Genomic DNA, 20556 nt, shown 5'->3' with positions numbered 1-20556 from the left:
ACTTCGGCACAGAGAAGGGAAGTGACGTGTCGATCACCCAGGAGTCCTCCGCGCCCGCGACGACGCGGGAGCCCGGGAGGCACCACCGCGCCTCACTGATCGTCCTGGGCAAGGACCGGCCGGGCATCGTCGCGGCCGTCGGCTCGGTTCTCAGCGACCACGGTGCGAACATCGTCTCCCTCGACCAGTACTCCGACAATCCGCAGGGCGGCGCGTTCTTCCAGCGCACCGTCTTCGGCCTCGACGACCTGCAGGCTGCCCTACCGTCCATCGAGCACGACCTGGCCGAGAAGACGGCGAAGGACTTCGACCTCGAGTTCACCCTGCGGGACCTGTCCGTACCCAAGCGAGTGGCGATCTTCGCCTCGAAGTCCGACCACTGCCTGCTCGACCTGCTGTGGCGCCATCGCCGTGGCCAACTCCCCGTATCGGTCGCGATGGTGATCTCCAATCACCCCGACACGGCCGAGGAGGTCCGCTCCTTCGGCATCCCCTTCTTCCACGTCCCGTCCACGGGCCCGGACAAGTCCGCCGCCGAGACTCACAACCTGCGTCTGCTGAAGGGCAACGTCGACTTCATCGTGCTGGCCCGCTACATGCAGATCCTGTCGGGGGACTTCATCAAGCAGGTCGGCGTACCGATCATCAACATCCATCACTCCTTCCTGCCCGCGTTCATCGGCGCCGGCCCCTACGCCAAGGCCAAGGAACGCGGCGTCAAACTCGTCGGTGCCACCGCCCACTACGTCACCGAGAACCTGGACGAGGGCCCGATCATCGAGCAGGACGTGGTCCGCGTAAGCCATGCGGACACCGCCAGCGAACTCCAGCGGCGCGGCGCGGACGTGGAACGGGCGGTGCTCTCCCGCGCGGTGCAGTGGCACAGCGAGGACCGCGTGATCCTCCATGGCAACCACACCATCGTCTTCGCCTGACGAGCGAACACGGCCGCTCCGTCCGGAAGTCGGCCGCATATCAGGCCTCACATCAGGCCTCGTGTCACTCCTCACATCAGGCCTCGTATCAGGACTGGGAAGGACAGCGGATGAGTCGGGACAGTGGCGTACTCGTGACGGGACTGGGTGCCATGACACCGCTCGGCGGGAGCGCGGCCGAGTCGTGGCAGGCGTTGCTGGACGGACGTTCCGGCGTGCGCACGCTGCACGAGGAGTGGCCGCAGGAGCTGCCTGTGCGGATCGCCGGGTCGGTGACCGCGGACCCGGTCGAGGTGCTCGGCCGGGTGCACGCCCGCAAGCTGGACCGCGGGGAGCGGCTGGCCGTGGCGGCCGCCCGAGAGGCATTCCGGGACGCGGGGCAGCCTGAGGTGGAACCGGAGCGCCTGGCCGTGGTCGTCGGCACCGGGATCGGCGGCGTGCTCAGCACACTCGGACAGAACGAGCTGTACGAGCAGTCAGGCATGCGGAAGCTGTCCTCGTACGCGGTCCCCATGCTGATGCCGAACGGACCGGCGGCGTGGGTCAGCATGGATCTGGGGGCGCGGGGCGGAGCGCGAGCGCCGGTCAGCGCCTGTGCGTCGGGCGCCGAATCGATAGCCCTGGGACTGGACTTGATTCGCCTGGGCCGCGCCGACGTCGTGGTCGTCGGAGGCACCGAGGCGAGCGTGCACCCGTTCATCGTGGCCGCGTTCGCGCAGATGAAGGCACTGTCACGGCAAGAGGGAGATCCGGCTGCCGTGTCCCGGCCGTTCGACGCCGCCCGCTCGGGGTTCGTCATCGCCGAGGGCGCGGCCGTCCTGGTCCTGGAACGCGCGGAGTTCGCTCGTGCACGGGGAGCTCGCGTCTACGGTGCGGTGTCCGGGGCGGCCGTCAACTCGAGTGCCCAGCACATTTCGGCGCCCGACACCGATGGGCAGGTCCTGGCGATGCAAGCGGCGCTGCGGGACGCGGAGGTGGAACCGCGAGATGTCGGGCATGTGCACGCCCATGCCACGTCGACCCCAGGCGGTGACGCCGCCGAAGCCGACGCGGTGGCGAAGGCAGTGGGCGGGCACACCGCGGTGACCGCGACCAAGTCCATGACCGGGCACATGCTCGGCGCCTCCGGTGCGTTCGGGGCCATGTCTGCCCTGCTGTCGCTCCATCACGGGGTGGTCCCGGCCACTCGCAACCTGGACGAGCTGGACTCGCGCGTTCAACTGGACGTGGTCAGCGGCGGGAACCGGACGGGCCGATGGGATGCGGCGCTCGCGAACTCCTTCGGCTTCGGGGGACACAACGTCAGCCTGGTGCTGACGCGAACGGCCTGAGCCAGGACCTGAGACGGGGGGAACACCACTATGACGATCGGTGTACTGGGAACGGGCCGCATCGCCACCACACTGGCGGTGATGTTCGCCCGGGGCGGCCACGAGGTGAAGATCGGCTCATCGGACGCCCAGCGTGGGCGCATGGCAGCCGCCAGGCTGGGCTGTGCCGGACTGAGCGGCGGGCACTACGAGGAAGCCGTCACGGAAGCCTCGGTGGTGATCCCCGCCGTCCTCGGCGCGCAGGGAGCGGTTCAACAGCTCAGGCCCTGGCGCGCCGAGTTACGCGGCAAGATCCTGGTGGACGTCACCAATCCGTTCACCGGCGATCACGTCGACTTCGTGAGTCCCTGGGCGGCCGGTGGCGCCGAGGACCTCGCCACCGCGTTCCCGCAGGCGCGGCTCGTTGGCGCCTTCAAGAACGTCTGGTGGGAGGCCTTCGACGGGGGACACGACTCGGCCGTCCCCGAAATCTCCGTGATCTCCGACGATGACGAGGCGAAGCAGAAGTTCATGCGGATGTGCGCCGCCACGCCCTTCAGCTATGCCGACGCCGGCGGTCTGGACCAGGCACGCCGTGTGGAGCGGATGGCACTCTCCGGGCCGCGTTCCAGAAGGCTGTTCGCGGCGTGATGGAGCTCTTGTGGTCAGGGGCAGGCCAGTCTGGACGGGGCCTTCGCGACCCGAGGCCCGTTCACCCAGCCCCGCAACGATCACTCGAAGAAGCCGTGCCCGCACACCGGAACAAGGAAAAAGCCCAGCTCAGACGATGTCTGAGCTGGGCCCACAAAAGAGCCGCCTTCGGGATTCGAACCCGAGACCTACGCATTACGAGTTGTCTGATCTTGGTCCGGGGGCGTCCACAGGCGTTCGCCGTACGGCTCCCGCGCCTGGTCAGAGGGTCTGCCGGACTACGACGGACGCCGGTGGATCACCCTGGACTGAGCGGCTATTGAGACCGCAATTGAGACCACGACCTCTTCGTCCCGAATAAGGTCAGGCCAAGATCCAGGCCTGACGTGTTACGCGTTCATACAGGTCAGGTCCTTGCTATGAGCTGGTCAGCCGGGGCGCCACTGAAGTACTGGGAGAAGATCTTCTCCCAGATTTCTCCCAGCACAGGACGCCTCCGCGGGCGGTCACTCCTCGGCTCTGAGATAGCTCAATGCTGCTGCGGCGTCGGTGTGTCCGGCTTCGGCTGCGCGTTGCCACCAGGTGCGGGCGCCTTCGAAGTCGCCCTGGTCGTTCAGGAGGACGCCGAAGTTGTACGTGGCGTCGGCGTGTCCGGCGTCGGCTGCGCGTTGCCACCAGGTGCGGGCGCCTTCGAAGTCGCCATGGTTGTTCAGGAGGACGCCGAGGCCGAACATGGCGTCGGTGTGTCCGGCTTCGGCTGCGCGTTGCCACCAGGTGCGGGCGCCTTCGAAGTCGCCCTGGTTGTTCAGGAGGAGGCCGAGGTTGTACGTAGGGCTGGTGTGTCCGGCTTCGGCTGCGCGGGTGTACCAGGTGCGGGCGCCTTCGACGTCGCCCTGGTCCTCCAGGAGGTGGCCTAAGTTGTACGTGGCGTCGGCGTGTCCGGCTTCGGCTGCGCGGGTGTACCAGGTGCGGGCGCCTTCGACGTCGCCCTGGTCCTCCAGGAGGTGGCCTAAGTTGTACGTGGCGTCGGTGTGTCCGGCCTCGGCTGCGCGTTGCCACCAGGTGCGGGCGCCTTCGACGTCGCCCTGGTCGTTCAGGAGGAGGCCGAAGTTGCACATGGCGTCGGTGTGTCCGGCTTCGGCTGCACGGACGTACCAGGTGCGGGCGCCTTCGACGTCGCCCTGGTCGTTCGTTAGGACGCCGAGGTTGAACATGGCCTCGGAACTTCCAGAATCCGCCGCACGCTCCCACGCAGAAGCGGAAGTGGCCGGGATGCCGGCAAAGTAGGCTCCGACACCGATCGGGAGACAGGCCTGTGGGGTAGCCCAGTTCGCCAAGCTTTCCCAGATGCTGGGCGTGATCTGCTCTTGAGAGACTGGGGCAGATTGGGCCTCGTAATCGACGAGGATGTCGGAGACCTGATAGCCATCGACTCGGCCTATTGCCTCTCCGACCGTTTGGAGAGGAGCAATGCCGCCACTGTGTTGCACGGGCTGGCAAGCCCACGTCAGCGCCTCGGCTAGCCATTCTTCACCAGCGGATGCGCGCTCGCTCCTGGTGAGGAATTCCCTGGCCAGGGCTTCGATGATGGGGACAGGTACAGCCAGAGGGTGGTTGCAGCGTCGGGCGACGACCGCAGCGGTGATGACGGCTTGGCCGAATGGGTTGTCAGCCTGCTCCCAGCGGTGGACGAGTTCCGGGACAGCGGACAACATCTGGGCCAGTCCCGTCTGCCCGCGGTGGCGCAAGACCTGACCGATGCGGGGATCGACCGAGGTGAGTTCCGCCGCGCGCTCCCACTCCTGATTACTCCACTTGCCGAGTGAGAAGCGGCGGGCCAATTCCAGGACCTCTCGTGCATCTTTGTTGAGATCCTGCCCGTCCTCATGCTCGCCGTCTGTGGGGGCAGCGGTGCGTAGCTGGTCGTAGGTGGTGGGCCATATGGTGCCCATCAGAATCACGGGGCGGGCAGTGTCGGCCAACATCCGCCGTACCGTTCCGGCTTTGAGGCGGTCCGGCCCGGTGAGGAAGTTCTGCGTCTCGTTGAGCCACACCACGCTGTGCTTGAGGTCTGCGCCACCAGTCACGAGTTCGGACAGAGTGGCAGCATCAGGTGGCATGAACAATCGCCAGTGCGGGAGCACAGCTTGGATGGCTTCATAAGCGCAGCGCGTCTTGCCAGCGGCAGCCGGACCGACCAACAGCACAAACCCGCCGGTCTTGCTCCTGGCTTCGACTGCGGTGCGCAGATCGGCGTCAATGTCGCGAAGGACGTAGGCGGGTAGTTCGGCGGAGAGACCGCGCTCGGTGGCGCTGCCCACTGGCAGGGGGATTGCCTCGTGGATGCCGAGGAGAGCACGGTCGGTAACATCCTTAACGAGCAGGACTTTCCCTTTAAGCGTTGGCAGACGACTGAGCGCCTCTTCGGCCTGCGCATCCCGTTCCGCGGCGCGCGTGGTCCGCGCGGCCAAAGCGTCTGTCCGTGCCTTGACCAGCGGCGTCCACACAGCAACCAGCACGCCGCCAGCCGCCACCACACCTGCCACCAGCCACTTGGGCCAAGGCAGTTCACCGGTCTTCATTCCTGCTGGTGCCGCAGTGAACACCACCACCGCCAACAGCGGTCCAACCAGCGCGAACCACAGACGAAGCTTCCCCCACCTCATGCCGCCATCATCGACGGGGACATGGGCCGGCGTCATCACTTTGGGCAAGGCGTGGCCGTCCAGCGGCTGGCTACGACCCCTTCGTCCCGAACGCGATTAGACCCCTCTGTGACCTTGCTTCGGGGTTACTGACCTGCTCGTTCGCCTCCGGGCAGTCCATTACTGTCCGGGACGGTCCTGGCCCGGCTGCACCGTTTGGCCCCCTGTTTGGCCCCCCACGCCTGGCCGCTGGATCTACCCTGACCTGCGCATTCGACGGTCCGCAGGATGGTCAGGCAGTGGCCCGATTGCCTCGGCAAGTCCCTCGCGGTCCTGGAGATCGACCTCATCTTCAACGCCGTGGCCGACGCGATGCCCGGCCTCCGCCTGACCGACCCCCCGCGCCGCCTGCGCTCGGCCTGGATCAACGGGGTGAAGGAACTGCGGGTCAGGGCGGACTGACCGGCTACAGGACCGCCGTCGCCGATCCGGTGCTCAGGTACGAGAAGCCGTACTTCTCCAGTTCCTGCTGCGATTCGGAGTAGGACGGTTCCTTTTCTTCCCCGTCAGACACCAGGGAAGCGGCCATGGGGCTGAGCGGGTTCGTGTTCTCGGTGCCCAGCATCCACCACAGGGTGATGTGCCTGCGCTTCCTCGTGAAGTTCAGGATCTGGTTGCTGTAACTGACCGGGACGCTGTACTTGACGTAGGCGGAATCCGCGGGGATCCCTAGCCACCTCGTCACCCATTCGGGGGCTTTCTCTCCCTTTTCGGCCCAGGAGTGGTATTCCCCCACGGGTGCTTGCTGGACCATCCTGTCCTTCCTCAGCAGATATGCATCGCTTTCGACCTGGACCGCCCGGTACGCCTGGGTCGGCAGTTCGATGGTCTTCTCCTGCACGTATTTCTCGCCCGGGTCCAGTTTGTAATCGAAGGGCGCCAGGAGCAGTCCGAGGCTGACCGTGAAGGCTTCCGGCTTGTCGGCGAACGCGTTCAGGTCGGTCAGCCCGTCGCTGTCGATCTCCTTCTCCCACTCCTTGACGCTTCTGAAGGGCTGGTACGTCGACTTCCAGTTGACCCCGGTGAGCGAGTAACTCGCCCCCACGACGTAGGCGGCCACCTTCCCGGTGTTCTCCATCTGGAACGTCAGCGGCACGTACGTGGTCTCCTTGTCCTTGCGGATGTTCCCGATCTTCGCGGAGATGACCACCGTCATGGGTGAGGCGTAGGGCGTGTAGATCTGCGTGTAGACGAAGTTCGCGACGGTGATCAGCGCGGTGAAGGAGGCGATCGCCGCGAAGTTGCGGCGGAAGGTGATCTCCCGCCACGCCCGGCGGCGGTGGAGGAGGTCCCACAGTGCCCAGGCCGACCACGCGATGAGGCCCAGCCAGGCCCAGAGCCAGCGCGTGTACTCCTCTATCTGGATCGCCAGCAGCATCAGACCGACGCCCAGTACGGCCAGCACTCCGAAAAGGGTGATCGCGGTCGTGTATTTCGTTCCGCGCCCCGCGAATCGGTCCACGACGGCGCAGATCGCCCCGGCGAAGGCCGCCAGTCCCGCGACGACGAGGATCCCGCCGGCGAGGCGACCGGCATACGACAGCGCATGACGGGTGTCCGCTTGCCCCAGATAGACGAGCAAGGCGGCAGCCGCGACCAGGCCAGCGGCCGTGAATCCGCCGGATATCCTTCCGCGGCGCACAACGGGCTGTGTGGGTTCCATGGCGCCATGCTCATGCCGCAGGGTCCGGCAGGCCGCCGGGGTTGCTCCGTTCGGCCGAGTCACTCCCGGCCCGACGCGAGCACCGCCATGAGTCCTGACGCCAGTGCCGCGAGCAGCAGCGGGACGCCCAGGCCGTGGTGCAGGACCAGCCAGGCGCCGCCGGCCATGGCGAGGACCGAGGCCGAGCGGCGCGGGGAGCGGTGGCCCGTGGCGTCGCCGAGGCGGGACTCGGAGGCCAGGCTGGTCAGGGTCATGGTCAGGACGGTGGTGGTGGTCAGGTCGGGCACGTGGAGCTTGCGGACCGTCGCGTTGCGCAGGGCTATCGCGAACGACCAGTGCGGCCTCCGCCGCCAGGGTCAGCCGGATCCAGCGGCGGCGGGAGCCCTGGCCGTGCCGGGCCACCCGGCCGCCGGCCACCGCGCCCAGCAACTGTGGTGGTGCCTGTGCAAATGTTTGAAATGAAGCTCAGCAATATGAGTCTGCTTCGGAAAGGGCTCAGGTCGGACCGGCTAAGGTCACCGAGGCATGAAGCCGGGCTTTTCCCCTGCGAGCGAGTGAAGCCGTGCGAGGTAGTCCTGTGCCGTCCCGGGAGCGCGACGCGTGATCCCGATTCAACGTCTCGGGCTACCCGAGGCTGTCATGGCGCGAATGGCGGTGCTCACGGGGCGGATCGGGCTCAGGGACGTAGCAGGTGGTGCGCGCAAAAGGTACGCGGACAATCTGTGGAATGACGAAGGCGAGGTCAAGCAGGGGCTGCGTGCGGTACTACTCACGATGGCCCCGGGAGTTCTCGGCTGTTGCATGTACTGCGGTGGTTTCACCGCGACCGATATCGAGCACTTCGAACCACGGGAACACGACGCGCTCAAGACCTTCTTCTGGCCCAACCACCTTCTAGTGTGCGGGCCGTGCAACAGCACTTACACGCGGGACTGGTGGGAGTGCGACGACCAGACCGGCGAGCCCCTGCTGATCGACCCGACCCGGGACGACCCGTTCGACCACTTGCTGCTGAACCTCAGGGAAGGCAAGTACCGCGGTGAGACGGACAAGGGACGGACGACCGTCAGCGTGCTCGGCCTCAACCTGCCCGAGAGACGCCTGATAGCCGGCCGGAAATTGGCGCAGCTCAACATTCGGAGTGTGCCGAGGGACTGGGGCCGAGCCCGGCAACAGGGAGACGCAGAGGCCGAGCGCGATGCCCTGGACGTACTGAAGGGGCAGCCGTTCGCCGACGTGTGGCAGGCAATGCTGCGCCAAGCCGTGCTCCCGGGAGCAGCCTTGGTCATGAGCGACGAGCCGCCTGAGGTGCTCGCCCTGCTGCGGAACGAGGAACTGCGTGCGGCGACGCTGATCGAGTTCCCTCTGCAGCCGACACCAGCGGAGGGCGCCTAATAGCCGCTCTCCGGAGATCAGTTCTTACGCTGCGCCGCCGCCCACAGTGCTGAACCTACGGCCAAGCCGTCTATGGCAATTCACACGGTCTCGGCACTTCAGATCGGGATGCCCCACAGCCTTCTTCGCGGCCATCTCGACGTCGTATCGAGCCAGCCCCTGCGATGCCGAGTAGGCCATGACAGCGAGGTGGAACGCCTCCGCGCCACCACCTGATACATCTCGCTTCCGGGCGATCCTGCGGCGCATCGGAAAGCAGATCGCCGACAACGACACCGTGGGTATCTACCTTGGCTACCACCAGCCCGGCCCCGTCGGCAGTGTCGGCACCAACTCCGCGAGCACGACGTTGAGAAGGAACTCCACCTCTTCAGCGTGCGTCCAAGCCACGCCAACACCCGCCCCCGGTGACCTACTCTGGGCTTGATCCGCTTTGACGGACATCTGAGATCAGGGGTTCTGCCCCGGAAGGATGTCCATCATGGAGAGCATGGGGAAGAAGAAGCCTCGGCCTCGCCGTTCGTTCACGCCGGAGTTCAAGGCCGAGATCGTCGAGCTGTGCCGGCGCGGTGACCGTTCGGTTGGTCAGGTCGCCAAGGACTTCGATCTGACGGAGACGGCGGTGCGGCTGTGGGTCAGCCAGGCCGAGGTCGACGCGGGCGAGCGTGACGGGCTGACCAGCAGCGAGCGCGAGGAGCTGGCCGCGTTGCGGCGGGAGAACCGCAGGTTGCGGGAGGACGTGGAGGTCCTCAAGCGGGCCACGGCTTTCTTCGCGAAGGAGACCCGGTGACGGTGCATCCGTTCATCGAGGCGGAGAAGCGAGACGGTCACAACGTCAAGCGCGCGTGTGAACTGCTTAAGGTCTCCCGAGCCGCCTTCTATGCCCGTCGCAGTGGCAGGCCCGGTTCGCAGGCGGTCCGCGATGCCGAGCTGACCGAGAAGATCACCGAAGTCCATGAGACCTCCCGCGGAACCTACGGAGCCCCGCGCATCCACGCCGTCCTGCAGCGGCAGGGCGAGGGCTGCGGCCGCCGCCGCATCGCCAGACTGATGCGCAGCGCCGGACTGCAGGGCCGGCACCGCAGGCGGCGGCAGCTGACGACGATCCCCGACCCGCGGGCCGCCGCTCGGCCCGACCTCGTCGTTCGCGACTTCGCTCCCGCCCAGGACGGCCTCGACACCCGCTGGTGCGGTGACATCACCTACGTTGCCACCGACGAGGGCTGGCTCTATCTGGCCACCGTCATCGACATCGCCTCCCGCCGCGTGGTCGGCTGGTCCACCGCCGACCACCTGCGGACCGAACTGGTCGCGGACGCTCTCAGGTCCGCCTGTCGCCTGCGTCGTCCCGCCCGGCCGGTGATCTTTCACTCGGATCGCGGCTGTCAGTACACCAGTCAGCAATTCGCCGCCCTGGCAAGGGAGTTGGGCGTTCGGCTTTCCGTCGGGCGCACCGGGCAGTGCTGGGACAACGCGCTAGCCGAGTCGTTCTTCGCCACCATCAAACGGGAGTTGCTCGACACGAGCTCCTGGCGCAGTCGGGCCGCAGCCCGCACCGCGATCTTCGACTTCATCGAGGGCTGGTACAACTTGCACCGGCTGCACAGCAGCCTCGGCTACCGCAGTCCCGCCGAGTACGAGACCGCACTCGCGGCCTGACCACCACACCGATGGTGTCCGTCAAAGCGGAGCAAGCTCACTCCAGGAACCCGAGCAACGTGTCCGGTCTGCACTTCGGGCACTCGGGCACCTGCAGACGTAGCGCATCGAGCGCCTGGGCCCGGGTCACCTCAATGTGTCGCTTGCCGGGGTCCCGGCGGTCGAGCCCTGTGGACTGCGGCGACGTTGACGCGGTTCAAGCCGCGCTCGATCAACCACTCAGGAGGAAGCGGGAGGCGCTCCGCCTCCCGGCGCTCCCCGTCCACGATCCATCCATCGAGCTGAGCGAGGCTGGTCCGCGCGCGATGGGGCGGCCAAAAGGCGCCGAACTGATCCATTTCTAAATGTTCGTGACCTGCACCAGCATCGGTGCCGTCCTCGGCTTCCGGACCAACGACATCATGCTGGGCGTCGTCCCTCTGTTCCACGTGCATGGCCTGACCAGTCACGGTCAACGCACCTCAGCATCCGGCAGCGCGACACCGGCAGCCCGGACGCCGCTGTGATCATCGGTCGCGAGGCGCTGGCGATCATCGCCGCCTGGCCGGGACAGACCCGGACACCTACCGCCTGCGGACCCTCGCTGGCGCGCTGCGCCTGGCCGGGCAGGAGATGTAGGCGTCGGCCTGCTGGACGAGGCCCGGGCCATCGCGGAAGAAACGACCGCAGACGCCGAACCGGAACCATAGGAGGCGCGCGGGCTGAGCCACAGGCCCCGCCGTTGTCCGGGCGGGCGGCATCGGCCGCACACCAGCGACGTCAAACGGGGCGGGTGCGGCGGGCACCGCGGCGGGATCGGTCGGGCGTGGGTGTGGCGCCAGGGTGTGCCTTCAGCCGTGATCAAGCCTCGGTTGGGGGTGCGGATCCGGTAGGACGCTGCCGCGAACCGCACGAAGACAGGCAGCCGGGGCGGCAAGCCCGTCACCCACGACACCGCCCCTACAGCGACCGCAACACCATCGAGCGGGCCATCAACAAAGTGAAGGCCTGGCCAGGCATCGCCACCTGCTACGACGAAACGTCCGCGAGCTACCTCGCCAAACTCCGCCTCCCGCGAACGAACCCTCTGGGTCAGCAGCCTCCTGCAGGCCCGCTGATCACGACCACGGACAGGCCCCAGAAGAACCGTCTCCTCGGTCCAGCACAGCTACCGCGCCCACAAGGCGTCCACGCACACCCCGAGTGTCCCTTCGGGCCGTTTCCTGTACGGGCCGTTTCTCCCGCACCCCGGTCGGGCGGCAGCCCCGTGATCCAAGGGCCGCACAGCACCCTGATCACCTGCCGCCATCACAGGGCACGCGTGCCCACTTTGCCGGAACTCCATGGCCACCCGAAAGGGAAGACCCCAGCTCGTAGGCCTGGCCCGGGATTCACCTTGGAGTTGCCTTCGGCATTCAAACCCACAACCTACGCATTACAGATGCGCAAGACGATCTGGGCCCATCGGGCCCCATCTGACCCTCAAGCCCACCTCACGAGGCGGTGGTTTAGACCACTCATTGGTCAAGGAAAAGCAAAAGCCTCAGGTCACGGCGAGTGAGTCCTGAGGCTTCCACAGAGCCGCCTTCGGGATTCGAACCCGAGACCTACGCATTACGAGGGCCTGCAAGATCGTGATGGCGGGTGCCGGGTGATGACGCTGGATCTCGTTTTTCCTGGTCAGATGGCCATCGCCCCCTGAAGTACGGGACGCCCCGTCCAGCGTGTGCTGCTCCGTCCGCTCACGCATCGCTCACGCGGCCCAAGGCAAGGGGCCAAATGTCCGTGCTCGTTTTCAGGAACCAACGCCCTATCCGCGTCAACGACAGAAGCGGTCAAACTCAGGCAGCGCGGATTCCCCCTTGGCGAACCCGTAACTGTCTTAGTAAGGCGGCCCCTACCCGGCCGAGCGGGCGCTGCGCGCCATGTTGATGCGGCGCGCCGTGGCGAACAGAGGAAGCACTGCCGCAAGGGTGAGCTGGAGCGCGCAACCGGCCACCAGGAGGACCTCGCCGCCGGGGGCGTCGGCGGCCCAGGCGACCAGGCAGGCGATGTTGACCGCTGCCCATCCCACCGTGGCGATGGCCATCTTGCCGGTGGGCTTGGGGTATTCGACCCGGCTCACCATGAGCCAGGCGACGCCGAGCACGGCGATCAAGGTGACCACGAAAGGCAGTTCAAGCAGAACGACCGAAACGACCGTGAGCGCTGCGAACGGGATCGGCATGCCCTGGAACATGCCGTCCTGCATCGTGGTGACGGAGAAGCGCGCGAGACGCAGCAAGCCGCCCAGCAGTACGGCGACGGCAGCCGCAACGACGAGCCCCAGGTGCGCATCCTCGGTGACGAGTCCCCACACCACCACGAAGTACGCAGGTGAGAGGCCGAAGCTGACTAGGTCCGAGAGGTTGTCGAGCTCCGCACCCATCCCGGAGCTGCGGAACCTCCGAGCGACCAGCCCGTCGCACAGATCGAAGAGCGAGGCCATCAGGATGAGCATGACCGCGGCGGCCGCGCCCTGCCGCACCGAACCATCGCCCCGGCCGTCCGTGAGGTACGGGACCAGGACGGCCGTCGTGATGAAGTAGATGGAGGAGAATCCGCAGACCGCGTTACCCAGCGTCAGCACATCGGCGACCGAAAGCTTTGAGGGAGACGGCTGACGAGCCGCCTCCTCGGGCGTTCCGTCAGCCCACAGTGCCGACATCTCAGGATCAGTAAGGGTCAAGGCTCTCTCCTACACGTGTCTGGCCAGCCGTCGCCGGAGCATCATCGCAGTAGCGCGACGTTACCGGCAGCCGGGGCCAGGGCGCCGTCTCGTGCGGACGGGGTCGATTGCACGCACATGAGGTGAGAACGGCACCCGGACCCCAAAGGGTGATCAGAACGGAATCTCGGTCAGCCAGTCTGCGTGCCCCGGATACGTGCCCCGCACCACGGAGGCGTACGCCTCGTCCAGCGCACGGGTCACCGGACCGGCCGTTCCCTCCCCCACCTTGAGTCCGTCCACCCAGGTCACCGGCAGGATCTCCCACCCTGTGCCCATAAAGAAGACTTCGTCCGCCAGGTACAGCTCGGTGCGGTCGACGTCCCGCTCGACGACCGCGTACCCCAGCTCGCGCAGCAGGGTGATCGACGTCTCGCGCGTCAGGCTCTCGAGGATCCCGCTGGTGGTGGAAGGCGTCGAGACCACGCCGTCGCGGACGACGGCGATACATGCCCCCGGCCCTTCACTGACTTTCCCGCGCTCATTCAGGAGGATGGGCCAGTCATGGCCGTTCTCCCGCGCCTCGATCATGGCGAGCCGACCGTTGTGGTAGTTGGAGAACGCCTTCACCCGCGGCGGCATGGACGACTCGTTGATACGGGTCCAGGAGCTCACCGCCGCGCGGCAGCCGCGCTCGGTGCCGAGTCCGCTCTGGAACGTCCAGCTGTCCACCACGAGTTCGCAGGCGACACCCGCCGGCACCATCTGCTCCTGAATGATGCCCGCCGGGAAGGCCCAGGGCCGCAGATACACGTCCTCGCGGTAGGCGTTCGCACGGATGACCTCGATCACGGCGGCGCGCAGGGTCTCAAGTCCGTACGGAATGTCGAGCCGGACGATGCGCGCCGACTCGTACAGCCGCTTGAGGTGCTCGTCGAGGCGGAAGGCCAGCAGCCGGGTCCCGTCGTGGGACACGTATGCCTTGATCCCCTCGAAGACCGAGGCGACCGACGCGTGACCGACGGCGTTGACGTGGATGTTCGCGTCCGCCCAGGGGACCAGTGCCCCGCTGCGCCACAGCCAGTCGGGACGAGCCCGGTCCTTTCGCACGAGCGAGTCCATGATGGACATGGCTGTCGCGTCGAGCTCTTGTTCGGTCGTCATGCGGATATCACCTTTGTTGTCTTACCTGGAACGTCGAACCGTTCCAGCTGTTCCAGGCTGTCGAGGACCAGGTCGGCCGCCGTCAGCTCGGCTCGCCTGCCCCGCGCCCCCGGTACCGCCACGCAGGTCAGCCCAGCGGCCTTCGCCGCCGCCACGCCGGTCGGCGAGTCCTCCAGCGCGAGGCCCCTGTCCGGGCCGGTGCCCAGCAGGTCCAGAGCACGCAGATACAGGTCAGGGGCGGGTTTGCGGGCCTCGACCTGCTCACCCGTGACCACCATGGCGAACCGGTCGAGCACCTGCAGCCGCTCCAGGTGACCGCGTACCCAGTCTCCGTCGGAGCTGGAAACGACCGCGCACCGGATCCCCCGGCGCGCGGCGCTCTCCAGTAGCTGCGCCACCCCGGGCCGCAGGGGTTCGGCATCCGCGAGCCGAGCCTTCAGACCGCGTCGCTCTGCCATTTCCCCGGCGGACAGGTCCCGGCCGAGCCGTTCGGCCAGGTCCTGTGCGGCGTACGACTCTCCGGTCGCCCGGCCTGCCATCGCTCCCCAGGTCTCGTCGGGGAAGACCAGGCCGTGCCGGGCGTAGAGCAGCTCCCAGGACCGGTGCGCAGCCCGCTCGGTGTCGCAGATGAGACCGTCGAAGTCCCACAGGAGTGCCTCGGTCGACATCAGCGCGCGCCGCCGAGCACACGCCTGATGTAGTCACTGGTGAACATGGAGTCGGGGTCGAGCTCGGCCCGGATGTCCTGGAACGCCTTCCAGCCCGGGTAGAGGTCAGCGACCGTCTCCGCCGTCGCGGTGTGTGCCTTGCCCCAGTGCGGTCGTCCGTCGTGCTCCTGCAGAGCGGCTTCGAAGACGCGAAGGAGTTCGGTGTAGCCGACGGTACGCGGGACGGTGATGTTCACGTAGGCCGTCGTACGCCCCTGGGCCGGGCTGAGCAGGTAGTCATCACCGGCGCCGAAGCGCACGGTGATCGAGTACGGGGTGCGCAGTCCGAAGCGCTTGACGTCCTCATGGACGTAGCGCACCGCGTCGGTGGCCCTCGCCAGGGGCAGGGCGTATTCCAGGGAGAGGAACTTGACCGGCTGCGGGAAGGTGAAGGCGTTGTAGCTGACGTCGACATAGTCGGCCGGGCCCGAACTGCCACCCAACTGCGCAGTCATGATGCGCTGCACGGCCCGCTGGTCGATCCTGCCCACCAGGCCGGCCGTGGCGCACCGCACCTCGCCGAGGGTGTTGGCCCGGCGGCGGCGCGCGGCGTCGGCGGAGACGGGAGCGTCGGTGGGCTCGAGTTTGAGCGTCGACGCGTTGTCGCTCCACCCCTTGAGGGAGAAGGTGGCGTGTTCCGCGCTGCCGGCGTACGCCTCGATGTCCTCGAGGATGCTCTCCAGCGGCTGACTGCCCTCCGTCACCCGCAGATTGAACTTGGGTACGCACCGCAGGGTGACGGTGGAGATGACACCCAGCGCGCCCAGGGAGGTGACCGCGGCCTGGAAGAGCTCCGGGTTCTCCTCGGGGCTGCACGAGCGGACGCTGCCGTCCGCGGTGACCAGGGTGAGCCCCAGCACATGGCCGGAGAACGGACGGTGGTGCAGGCCGCTGCCGTGGTTGCCCGTGGAGATGGCACCCGCGATGGTCTGCTCCTCCAGGGTGCCCATGTTTGACAGTGCTAGCCCGGCCTTGTCCAGGGCCCAGTTGAGCTCCCTGAGCAGGGTCCCGCCCCGCACGGTCACGGAGGGCGTCGCGGGGTCGAGAGCGACGACGCCGGTGTAGCCCGTCAGATCGAGGAGCACACCGCTGGTGGTCGCGATGGGGTTGAAGGAGTGCCCCGTCCCCGCAGCCCGCAGCGTCAGACCGCTGCTCGCGGCATGGCGCACGGCGTCGACGATGTCGCTCTCGTCGGTCGCGTGGACCAGACGGTGCGGAGTGCACTGGGCCGAGCCGGCCCAGTTGCGCCACCGGGCCGTGGCGTCTGAGCGTCCGGTACGCAGTCTCATGCGATGGTCCTTTCGGGAGCAGCCGGGCGGGGCAGAACGGCGCAGTGCCGGTCCACGGCGTCCTGCCAGTCGGGCATGACGTGTCCGAGCTGCGCCAGCCGGGCGGTGCTGAAGGCGGACGTCCTAGGCCGGCCTCCGACGAACTCGCAGTCGTCGTAGGAGATCGCGGTGGGCGGGTGGTCCGCGTTGAGCTTCGGGTCGTACTGCATCAGCGCGTAGGCCCCGAGTTCGTACCGGGTCGCCCACCCTTCGTTGGCGACGTGCACGATGCCAGTCGGGAACTCGTCCCGCGTGATCAGGTGGATAATCGCGCGGGCCAGGTCCACCGTGTAGGTGGGGCGGCTGTACTGATCGTCGATCAGCTCCTGCTGCTCGCCCCGCTCGGCCGCCCTGATGGTGGCCAGTACGTCGTCGTTGTTCTCCGCGGCACCGCCGAAGAGCCACGAGGTGCGGATCACCAGGTGTTCCGGCACATGCGCGGTGATCTGCTCCCCGGCGAGCTTCGTCAGTGCGTACACGCTCAGCGGGTTGGGAACATCTTTCTCCCCGTAGCCGTCCGCCGGGGCCTCGACGCCGTCGAAGACGTAGTCGCTGGAGATGTAGACCATCCGGCTGCCGCCCCTGCGGCAGGCTTCGGCCACCTGGTGGACGCCCGAGACATTGACGCGCAGCGCGAGTGCGGGGTCGGTCTCGCAGGGGGCCACGATGGAGATGGCGGCCAGGTGGAGAACGATGTCGGGGCGGAAGCTGCCGATGGAAGCGGATACCGCGGCTTCGTCGGCGATGTCGAAGTCGTGGACGGAGACACCCTGGACGGTCCAGGCGGCCGTGCGAGGATCGGCACCCAGTTCCTGCGTCAGGGCCTTGCCGAGGCTTCCGTCCGCACCGGTGATGTAGAGACGCATCGTTTCTCCTCAGAGGTTGCCGAACTCGGCCCGCAGGTCCGCGGCGGTAGCACCGGAGGCGATGCGGTCGCGGATCTCGTTCTCGCGGCGCGCCACCTCACGGGCGCTCTCCAGCACGTCCTTGGCCCGCGCCGACGGCACAGTCGCCACGCCGTTCTCGTCGGCCACGACGATGTCGCCGGGGAAGATGACCTGCCCGCCGACCGACACGGGGACGTTCACCTGGACCGGCTCGATGCGGTCGTGGACGGCACCGGGCGACTGCCGCGGGGAGGTGGTGCGGTACCAGACGGGGAAACCGATGTCGCGGATCTCGTCGATGTCCCGTGCGGCGCCGTCGATGATCGCCCCGGCCACGCCGAACTTGTGGGAGACCGTCGCGGTGAGGCCGCCCCACATCGCCGTGGTGGCCACGCCGTGGCAGGCCATGACGATGACGTCACCGGGCTGGGCGCGGGACAGGATCGGCAGCGTGTTGACCCAGTCGTCGATCGAGAGGTCGATGGTGAACGCGGGGCCAGCGACCTTCTGGTCGTGCCGTACGACCTGGAATCCGCCGATGGCGCCAGCGCGGCGCTGCCCGTCGGTCACCACACAGCTGGGGCTGTACTCGGCGAGCAGCTCTACGAAGCCGTCGACGATCTCCTGCGGGGGACGGGTGAGGTCGTTGTAGATGGTGTCCATGAGGTCTTCCTGTTCTGATGAGGCGGCTTTAGCCGGTCGGTCAGTGCTCGCTCGGGCGGATCCGGGCCCGGAACCGCGCGGCGAGCCGTTCGGCACTCAGCCCGTGGGCATCGAGGACTTCCGCCTCGGTGCCGCACTTCGGCACCTCGGTCAGACCGATTCCGGTGAAGGCGGGAACCCTGTGGTCCCCGCGCTCCAGCAGGGCTCGGGCGATCAGGTCCGCCTGGCCACCGTGGGTGTAGTGGTTCTCGACGACGAAGAGCTCGTCGGCTTCGGCGGTCAGGTCCGCGAGCCAGGCGGAGTCGACGCGGTTCAGCCAGGGCAGGTCGACAACGGTCAGTTCGATGCCTTGTGCCGCCAACAGCTCGGCGGCCCTGACCAGTTGGGTGAGCACGATGGGACCGGATCCGATCGCCACCGCCCTGCCGCCGGCGCGCACGACGCGGCCTCGGCCGAGCGTCAGCGGCTCGGCGCCGAGCGCCTCGGCCTCTGCGGAGACCGGGGTGCTGACGAGTCGGAGGTAGGTGCTCGACTCGGAAGCGATGCAGAAGTCGAGCGCCGCCTCGGTCTCGGCCGAGTTGGCCGGCTCCAGTACGACGAGCCCTGGGATCGCGCCCAACGCGCTGACATCGCGTACGGCCTGGTGGGAATGGCCGGGCGCGGCCGGGATCAGACCTGCGAGCGAGCCCACATAGACGATCTTCCGGTGCTCCGACGCGTTGGTGTACATCTGCTCGTTCGGCCGGGCATGCAGGAAGCAGGAGAACGAGTGTACGAAGGGCAGCAAGTCGCGTGAGGCCAGACCGCCGGCCATCGACACCATGTCCTGTTCCGCGATGCCGCACTCGAAGAAGCGCTGCGGCAGCGTCTCGGAGAACGGGATCAGACCGGTGTCGAGCACCAGGTCCGCGTCCAGGGCCACGATCCGCTCGTCGGCGAGAGCGCGCTCCACCAGGGCACGGCCGTAGACCTGCGGAAGCTGGGGGCCCATCGCCTTGACCGGCAGGGTGACGTCGGCCACGGACAGTTCGGCCGGAGCGAGACCGTGTCGGGCGAGCACCGCGTTCAGCGAGGTGAGCAGTTCCTGGTGGGCGCTGCGGTAGTCCTCCACCGCCGGGGCTCCGCTGTGGAAGCGGTAGCGCCACTCCCCCTCGGGCATCGACGTGGCCGCGAAGGTGGCGGCGCCGGCCCCCTTCACCGTGTCGGCGATGATGACGGCGGGCACCCCGGAGTGTTCCTTCTGCCGAAGCCGGAACGCGGTGTCCAGCTCCTGCGCCGAGTTGCCGTCGCAGCGCAGCACACCCCAGCCGAAGGAGCGGAACTTCGCCTCCAGGTCACCCAGGTCGCTCACATCGGCGACCCAGGTGTCGGACTGGATCTTGTTGTGGTCGACGATGACGGTCAGTTCACCCATGGAATGGTGAACCGCACCGGCCAGCGCCTCCCAGTTCTGCCCTTCCTGCAACTCTCCGTCGCCGGTCAGGACGAAGATGCGACGGCTCACTCCGGCCAGCCGGTCGGCGAGGATCATGCCCTTGGCCCGGGAGATCCCCATACCGAGGGATCCGGTGTTGGCGTGCATGTGCGGGATGCTCACATCGGGGTGGCCCGGCAGACCGCCCAGCCTGCGGAGCTGGTGCAGCTTGTCCTCGGGCAGCGCGCCGAGCCCCGTCAGGGACGCGTACAGGCCCGGAGCATCATGCCCCTTGGAGGAGAAGTAGATGTCTCCGTCCGGCTCGAAGGGCGAGCGCATCTCATGGAGCAGCAGCCAGGCGACCGCGTCGGCCGCGCTGAAACTGGATCCGAGGTGCCCGGATCCGGCGCGCATGATGCTGTACAGGGTGTTGATCCGGGACGCGTCCGCGAAGGCACGACTGCGGTCGTACGGATCGTCGATGCCGTCCAGGATGCGCGTGAACTCGGCAGCGGACAGCCAGGCGAGAGAGATGTTCATGACTTCTCCAGAAGTACGGGCGGCGGACCGGCTCACCAGCAGACGTAGCCGCCGTCCACCAGCAGCTCGGTGCCGGTCACATAGCTGCTCATGTCGGAGGCGAGGAAGAGCAGGGGCCCGGTCAGATCCGTGGCCTCGGCCATGCGGCGCAGCGGGACACGATCGCTGAACTTGCCGCGGAAGAGCTGGTCCTGACCTCCCAGCACCCCGCCCGGGGAAAGCGTGTTGACGCGTACGCCCTGCGGGCCCCACAACGCGGCGAGATACCGGGTGAGAGCAGCGACGCCCGCCTTGGACATGCCGTAGGCCGGCGGCTTGAGGAACGGGGGGTCCTGCGGCAGATGTTCGTACAGGCGCGGATCCGGCGCCATGCTGCCGTACAGAGAGCCAATGTTGATGACGGACCCGGCGCCCTTGCGGGCCATCTCCGAGCCGAACACTTGGCACACCCTCAGTACGCCAAGGGCGTTGACGTTCAAAACAGCGTCGGAGACCTCGGCGGGAATGTCGCCGAAGAGCCAACTGCCGCCCGTCGCACTCGGCGGCTGGTCGATCCCCGCGTTGTTGACGAGAACCGTCGGGGAGCCCGCCTCAGCCAGGCACATCTCCAGGGCCCGGCGAAGGCTCTCCGCGTCCGTTACATCGGCTTCGAGGAGGCGGAAGCGGTCGGCAGGATGACGGGCGAGCAGCTCCCCGAACCCCTGCGGAATCGCCGTGGTGCGGTCGACACCCACCACGACGGCGCCCGCGCCGAGGAGGGCGTCCGTCCAAATCCCACCAAGGCGGCCCAGCACGCCCGTCACCACCGCGACCTGCCCGCTGAGGTCGATCTGCGTACTCACGAGGCGC

At 67.5% G+C, this 20556-nt stretch carries 16 protein-coding genes and 3 pseudogenes; 7 read left to right on the top strand and 12 right to left on the bottom strand.

The features are described 5' to 3' along the window. The first annotated feature begins 32 nt into the window (after positions 1–32). From purU to AB5J53_RS26570, 3 genes are all read left to right on the top strand, one after another. Complete coding sequence (gene purU, locus AB5J53_RS26580) at positions 33–935, top strand: formyltetrahydrofolate deformylase (RefSeq protein WP_369252479.1); 903 nt, start codon at positions 33–35, stop codon at positions 933–935. Between the two features lie 110 nt (positions 936–1045). Beyond that, a complete protein-coding gene (locus tag AB5J53_RS26575; protein WP_369248163.1) occupies positions 1046–2266 on the top strand; it encodes a beta-ketoacyl synthase in 1221 nt (406 codons plus the stop codon). Between the two features lie 30 nt (positions 2267–2296). Continuing rightward, complete coding sequence (locus tag AB5J53_RS26570) at positions 2297–2896, top strand: NADPH-dependent F420 reductase (protein ID WP_369248162.1); 600 nt, start codon at positions 2297–2299, stop codon at positions 2894–2896. Positions 2897–3402: 506 nt separating this feature from the next. On the opposite strand, the gene AB5J53_RS26565 is transcribed toward AB5J53_RS26570, so the two are convergent. Beyond that, entirely contained in the window at positions 3403–5562 is a 2160-nt protein-coding gene (locus AB5J53_RS26565; RefSeq protein WP_369248161.1) for a tetratricopeptide repeat protein, read from the bottom strand. Between the two features lie 265 nt (positions 5563–5827). Here AB5J53_RS26565 and AB5J53_RS26560 point away from each other — a divergent pair. Further along, positions 5828–6003 (top strand): annotated as a pseudogene (locus AB5J53_RS26560) (steroid C27-monooxygenase); the annotation flags it as partial. Positions 6004–6007: 4 nt separating this feature from the next. On the opposite strand, the gene AB5J53_RS26555 reads toward AB5J53_RS26560, so the two are convergent. Together AB5J53_RS26555 and AB5J53_RS26550 are read right to left on the bottom strand one after the other, a co-directional pair. Then, the gene (locus tag AB5J53_RS26555) at positions 6008–7264 is read right to left on the bottom strand and encodes a hypothetical protein (protein WP_369248160.1); all 1257 of its coding nucleotides are present in this window, start codon (positions 7262–7264) and stop codon (positions 6008–6010) included. Positions 7265–7323: 59 nt separating this feature from the next. After that, positions 7324–7693, bottom strand: a pseudogene (locus AB5J53_RS26550) (DUF1275 family protein); the annotation flags it as partial. Between the two features lie 219 nt (positions 7694–7912). Between AB5J53_RS26550 and AB5J53_RS26545 the strand changes: the two are divergent. The 3 genes and pseudogenes from AB5J53_RS26545 (at position 7913) to AB5J53_RS26535 (ending at position 10318) form a co-directional block, all read left to right on the top strand. Next, a complete protein-coding gene (locus AB5J53_RS26545) occupies positions 7913–8659 on the top strand; it encodes a hypothetical protein (protein ID WP_369248159.1) in 747 nt (248 codons plus the stop codon). 472 nt (positions 8660–9131) lie between these two features. Beyond that, positions 9132–9428: pseudogene (locus AB5J53_RS26540) on the top strand (transposase); the annotation flags it as partial. A 17-nt stretch (positions 9429–9445) separates the two neighbouring features. After that, a complete protein-coding gene (locus AB5J53_RS26535) occupies positions 9446–10318 on the top strand; it encodes an IS3 family transposase (RefSeq protein ID WP_369244481.1) in 873 nt (290 codons plus the stop codon). A 37-nt stretch (positions 10319–10355) separates the two neighbouring features. Here AB5J53_RS26535 and AB5J53_RS26530 read toward each other — a convergent pair whose 3' ends face one another. From AB5J53_RS26530 to AB5J53_RS26490, 9 genes are all read right to left on the bottom strand, one after another. Next, positions 10356–10448 carry a DUF6233 domain-containing protein gene (locus tag AB5J53_RS26530; RefSeq protein WP_369248158.1) on the bottom strand — a complete coding sequence of 31 codons (93 nt, stop codon included), beginning with the start codon at positions 10446–10448 and terminating at the stop codon, positions 10356–10358. 1746 nt (positions 10449–12194) lie between these two features. Further along, positions 12195–13025 carry a CDP-diacylglycerol--serine O-phosphatidyltransferase gene (gene pssA / locus AB5J53_RS26525; protein ID WP_369248157.1) on the bottom strand — a complete coding sequence of 277 codons (831 nt, stop codon included), beginning with the start codon at positions 13023–13025 and terminating at the stop codon, positions 12195–12197. Positions 13026–13178: 153 nt separating this feature from the next. Further along, positions 13179–14168, bottom strand: a complete 990-nt coding sequence (locus tag AB5J53_RS26520; protein WP_369248156.1) for a branched-chain amino acid transaminase — start codon at positions 14166–14168, stop codon at positions 13179–13181. Further along, positions 14165–14836, bottom strand: a complete 672-nt coding sequence (locus AB5J53_RS26515; protein WP_369248155.1) for an HAD family hydrolase — start codon at positions 14834–14836, stop codon at positions 14165–14167. Before AB5J53_RS26515 ends, AB5J53_RS26520 begins: the two co-directional genes overlap by 4 nt. Beyond that, positions 14836–16164 carry a D-arabinono-1,4-lactone oxidase gene (locus tag AB5J53_RS26510; protein ID WP_369248154.1) on the bottom strand — a complete coding sequence of 443 codons (1329 nt, stop codon included), beginning with the start codon at positions 16162–16164 and terminating at the stop codon, positions 14836–14838. Before AB5J53_RS26510 ends, AB5J53_RS26515 begins: the two co-directional genes overlap by 1 nt. Next, positions 16161–17069, bottom strand: a complete 909-nt coding sequence (locus AB5J53_RS26505; protein ID WP_369248153.1) for an NAD(P)-dependent oxidoreductase — start codon at positions 17067–17069, stop codon at positions 16161–16163. Before AB5J53_RS26505 ends, AB5J53_RS26510 begins: the two co-directional genes overlap by 4 nt. 9 nt (positions 17070–17078) lie before the next feature. Next, positions 17079–17753 carry an RraA family protein gene (locus tag AB5J53_RS26500; RefSeq protein ID WP_369248152.1) on the bottom strand — a complete coding sequence of 225 codons (675 nt, stop codon included), beginning with the start codon at positions 17751–17753 and terminating at the stop codon, positions 17079–17081. Between the two features lie 40 nt (positions 17754–17793). After that, complete coding sequence (locus tag AB5J53_RS26495) at positions 17794–19707, bottom strand: transketolase C-terminal domain-containing protein (protein ID WP_369248151.1); 1914 nt, start codon at positions 19705–19707, stop codon at positions 17794–17796. A 32-nt stretch (positions 19708–19739) separates the two neighbouring features. Then, positions 19740–20549, bottom strand: a complete 810-nt coding sequence (locus AB5J53_RS26490) for an SDR family oxidoreductase (protein ID WP_369248150.1) — start codon at positions 20547–20549, stop codon at positions 19740–19742. Between the last annotated feature and the right edge of the window lie 7 nt (positions 20550–20556).

The organism is Streptomyces sp. R41, from assembly GCF_041053055.1.
GTDB lineage: Bacteria > Actinomycetota > Actinomycetes > Streptomycetales > Streptomycetaceae > Streptomyces.
The sequence above is the reverse complement of the archived record's forward strand: the minus strand, read 5'-3'. Positions and strand labels throughout refer to the sequence as shown.

Excerpts from the sequence above, each read along its gene's own strand:
- AB5J53_RS26520 (WP_369248156.1), bottom strand. The coding sequence starts at position 14,168 with ATGACGACCGAACAAGAGCTCGACGCGACAGCCATGTCCATCATGGAC.
- AB5J53_RS26495 (WP_369248151.1), bottom strand. The coding sequence starts at position 19,707 with ATGAACATCTCTCTCGCCTGGCTGTCCGCTGCCGAGTTCACGCGCATC.
- AB5J53_RS26565 (WP_369248161.1), bottom strand. The coding sequence starts at position 5,562 with ATGAGGTGGGGGAAGCTTCGTCTGTGGTTCGCGCTGGTTGGACCGCTG.
- AB5J53_RS26500 (WP_369248152.1), bottom strand. The coding sequence starts at position 17,753 with ATGGACACCATCTACAACGACCTCACCCGTCCCCCGCAGGAGATCGTC.
- AB5J53_RS26575 (WP_369248163.1), top strand. The coding sequence starts at position 1,046 with ATGAGTCGGGACAGTGGCGTACTCGTGACGGGACTGGGTGCCATGACA.
- AB5J53_RS26505 (WP_369248153.1), bottom strand. The coding sequence starts at position 17,069 with ATGCGTCTCTACATCACCGGTGCGGACGGAAGCCTCGGCAAGGCCCTG.
- AB5J53_RS26515 (WP_369248155.1), bottom strand. The coding sequence starts at position 14,836 with ATGTCGACCGAGGCACTCCTGTGGGACTTCGACGGTCTCATCTGCGAC.
- AB5J53_RS26545 (WP_369248159.1), top strand. The coding sequence starts at position 7,913 with ATGGCGGTGCTCACGGGGCGGATCGGGCTCAGGGACGTAGCAGGTGGT.
- AB5J53_RS26510 (WP_369248154.1), bottom strand. The coding sequence starts at position 16,164 with ATGAGACTGCGTACCGGACGCTCAGACGCCACGGCCCGGTGGCGCAAC.
- AB5J53_RS26555 (WP_369248160.1), bottom strand. The coding sequence starts at position 7,264 with ATGGAACCCACACAGCCCGTTGTGCGCCGCGGAAGGATATCCGGCGGA.
- AB5J53_RS26570 (WP_369248162.1), top strand. The coding sequence starts at position 2,297 with ATGACGATCGGTGTACTGGGAACGGGCCGCATCGCCACCACACTGGCG.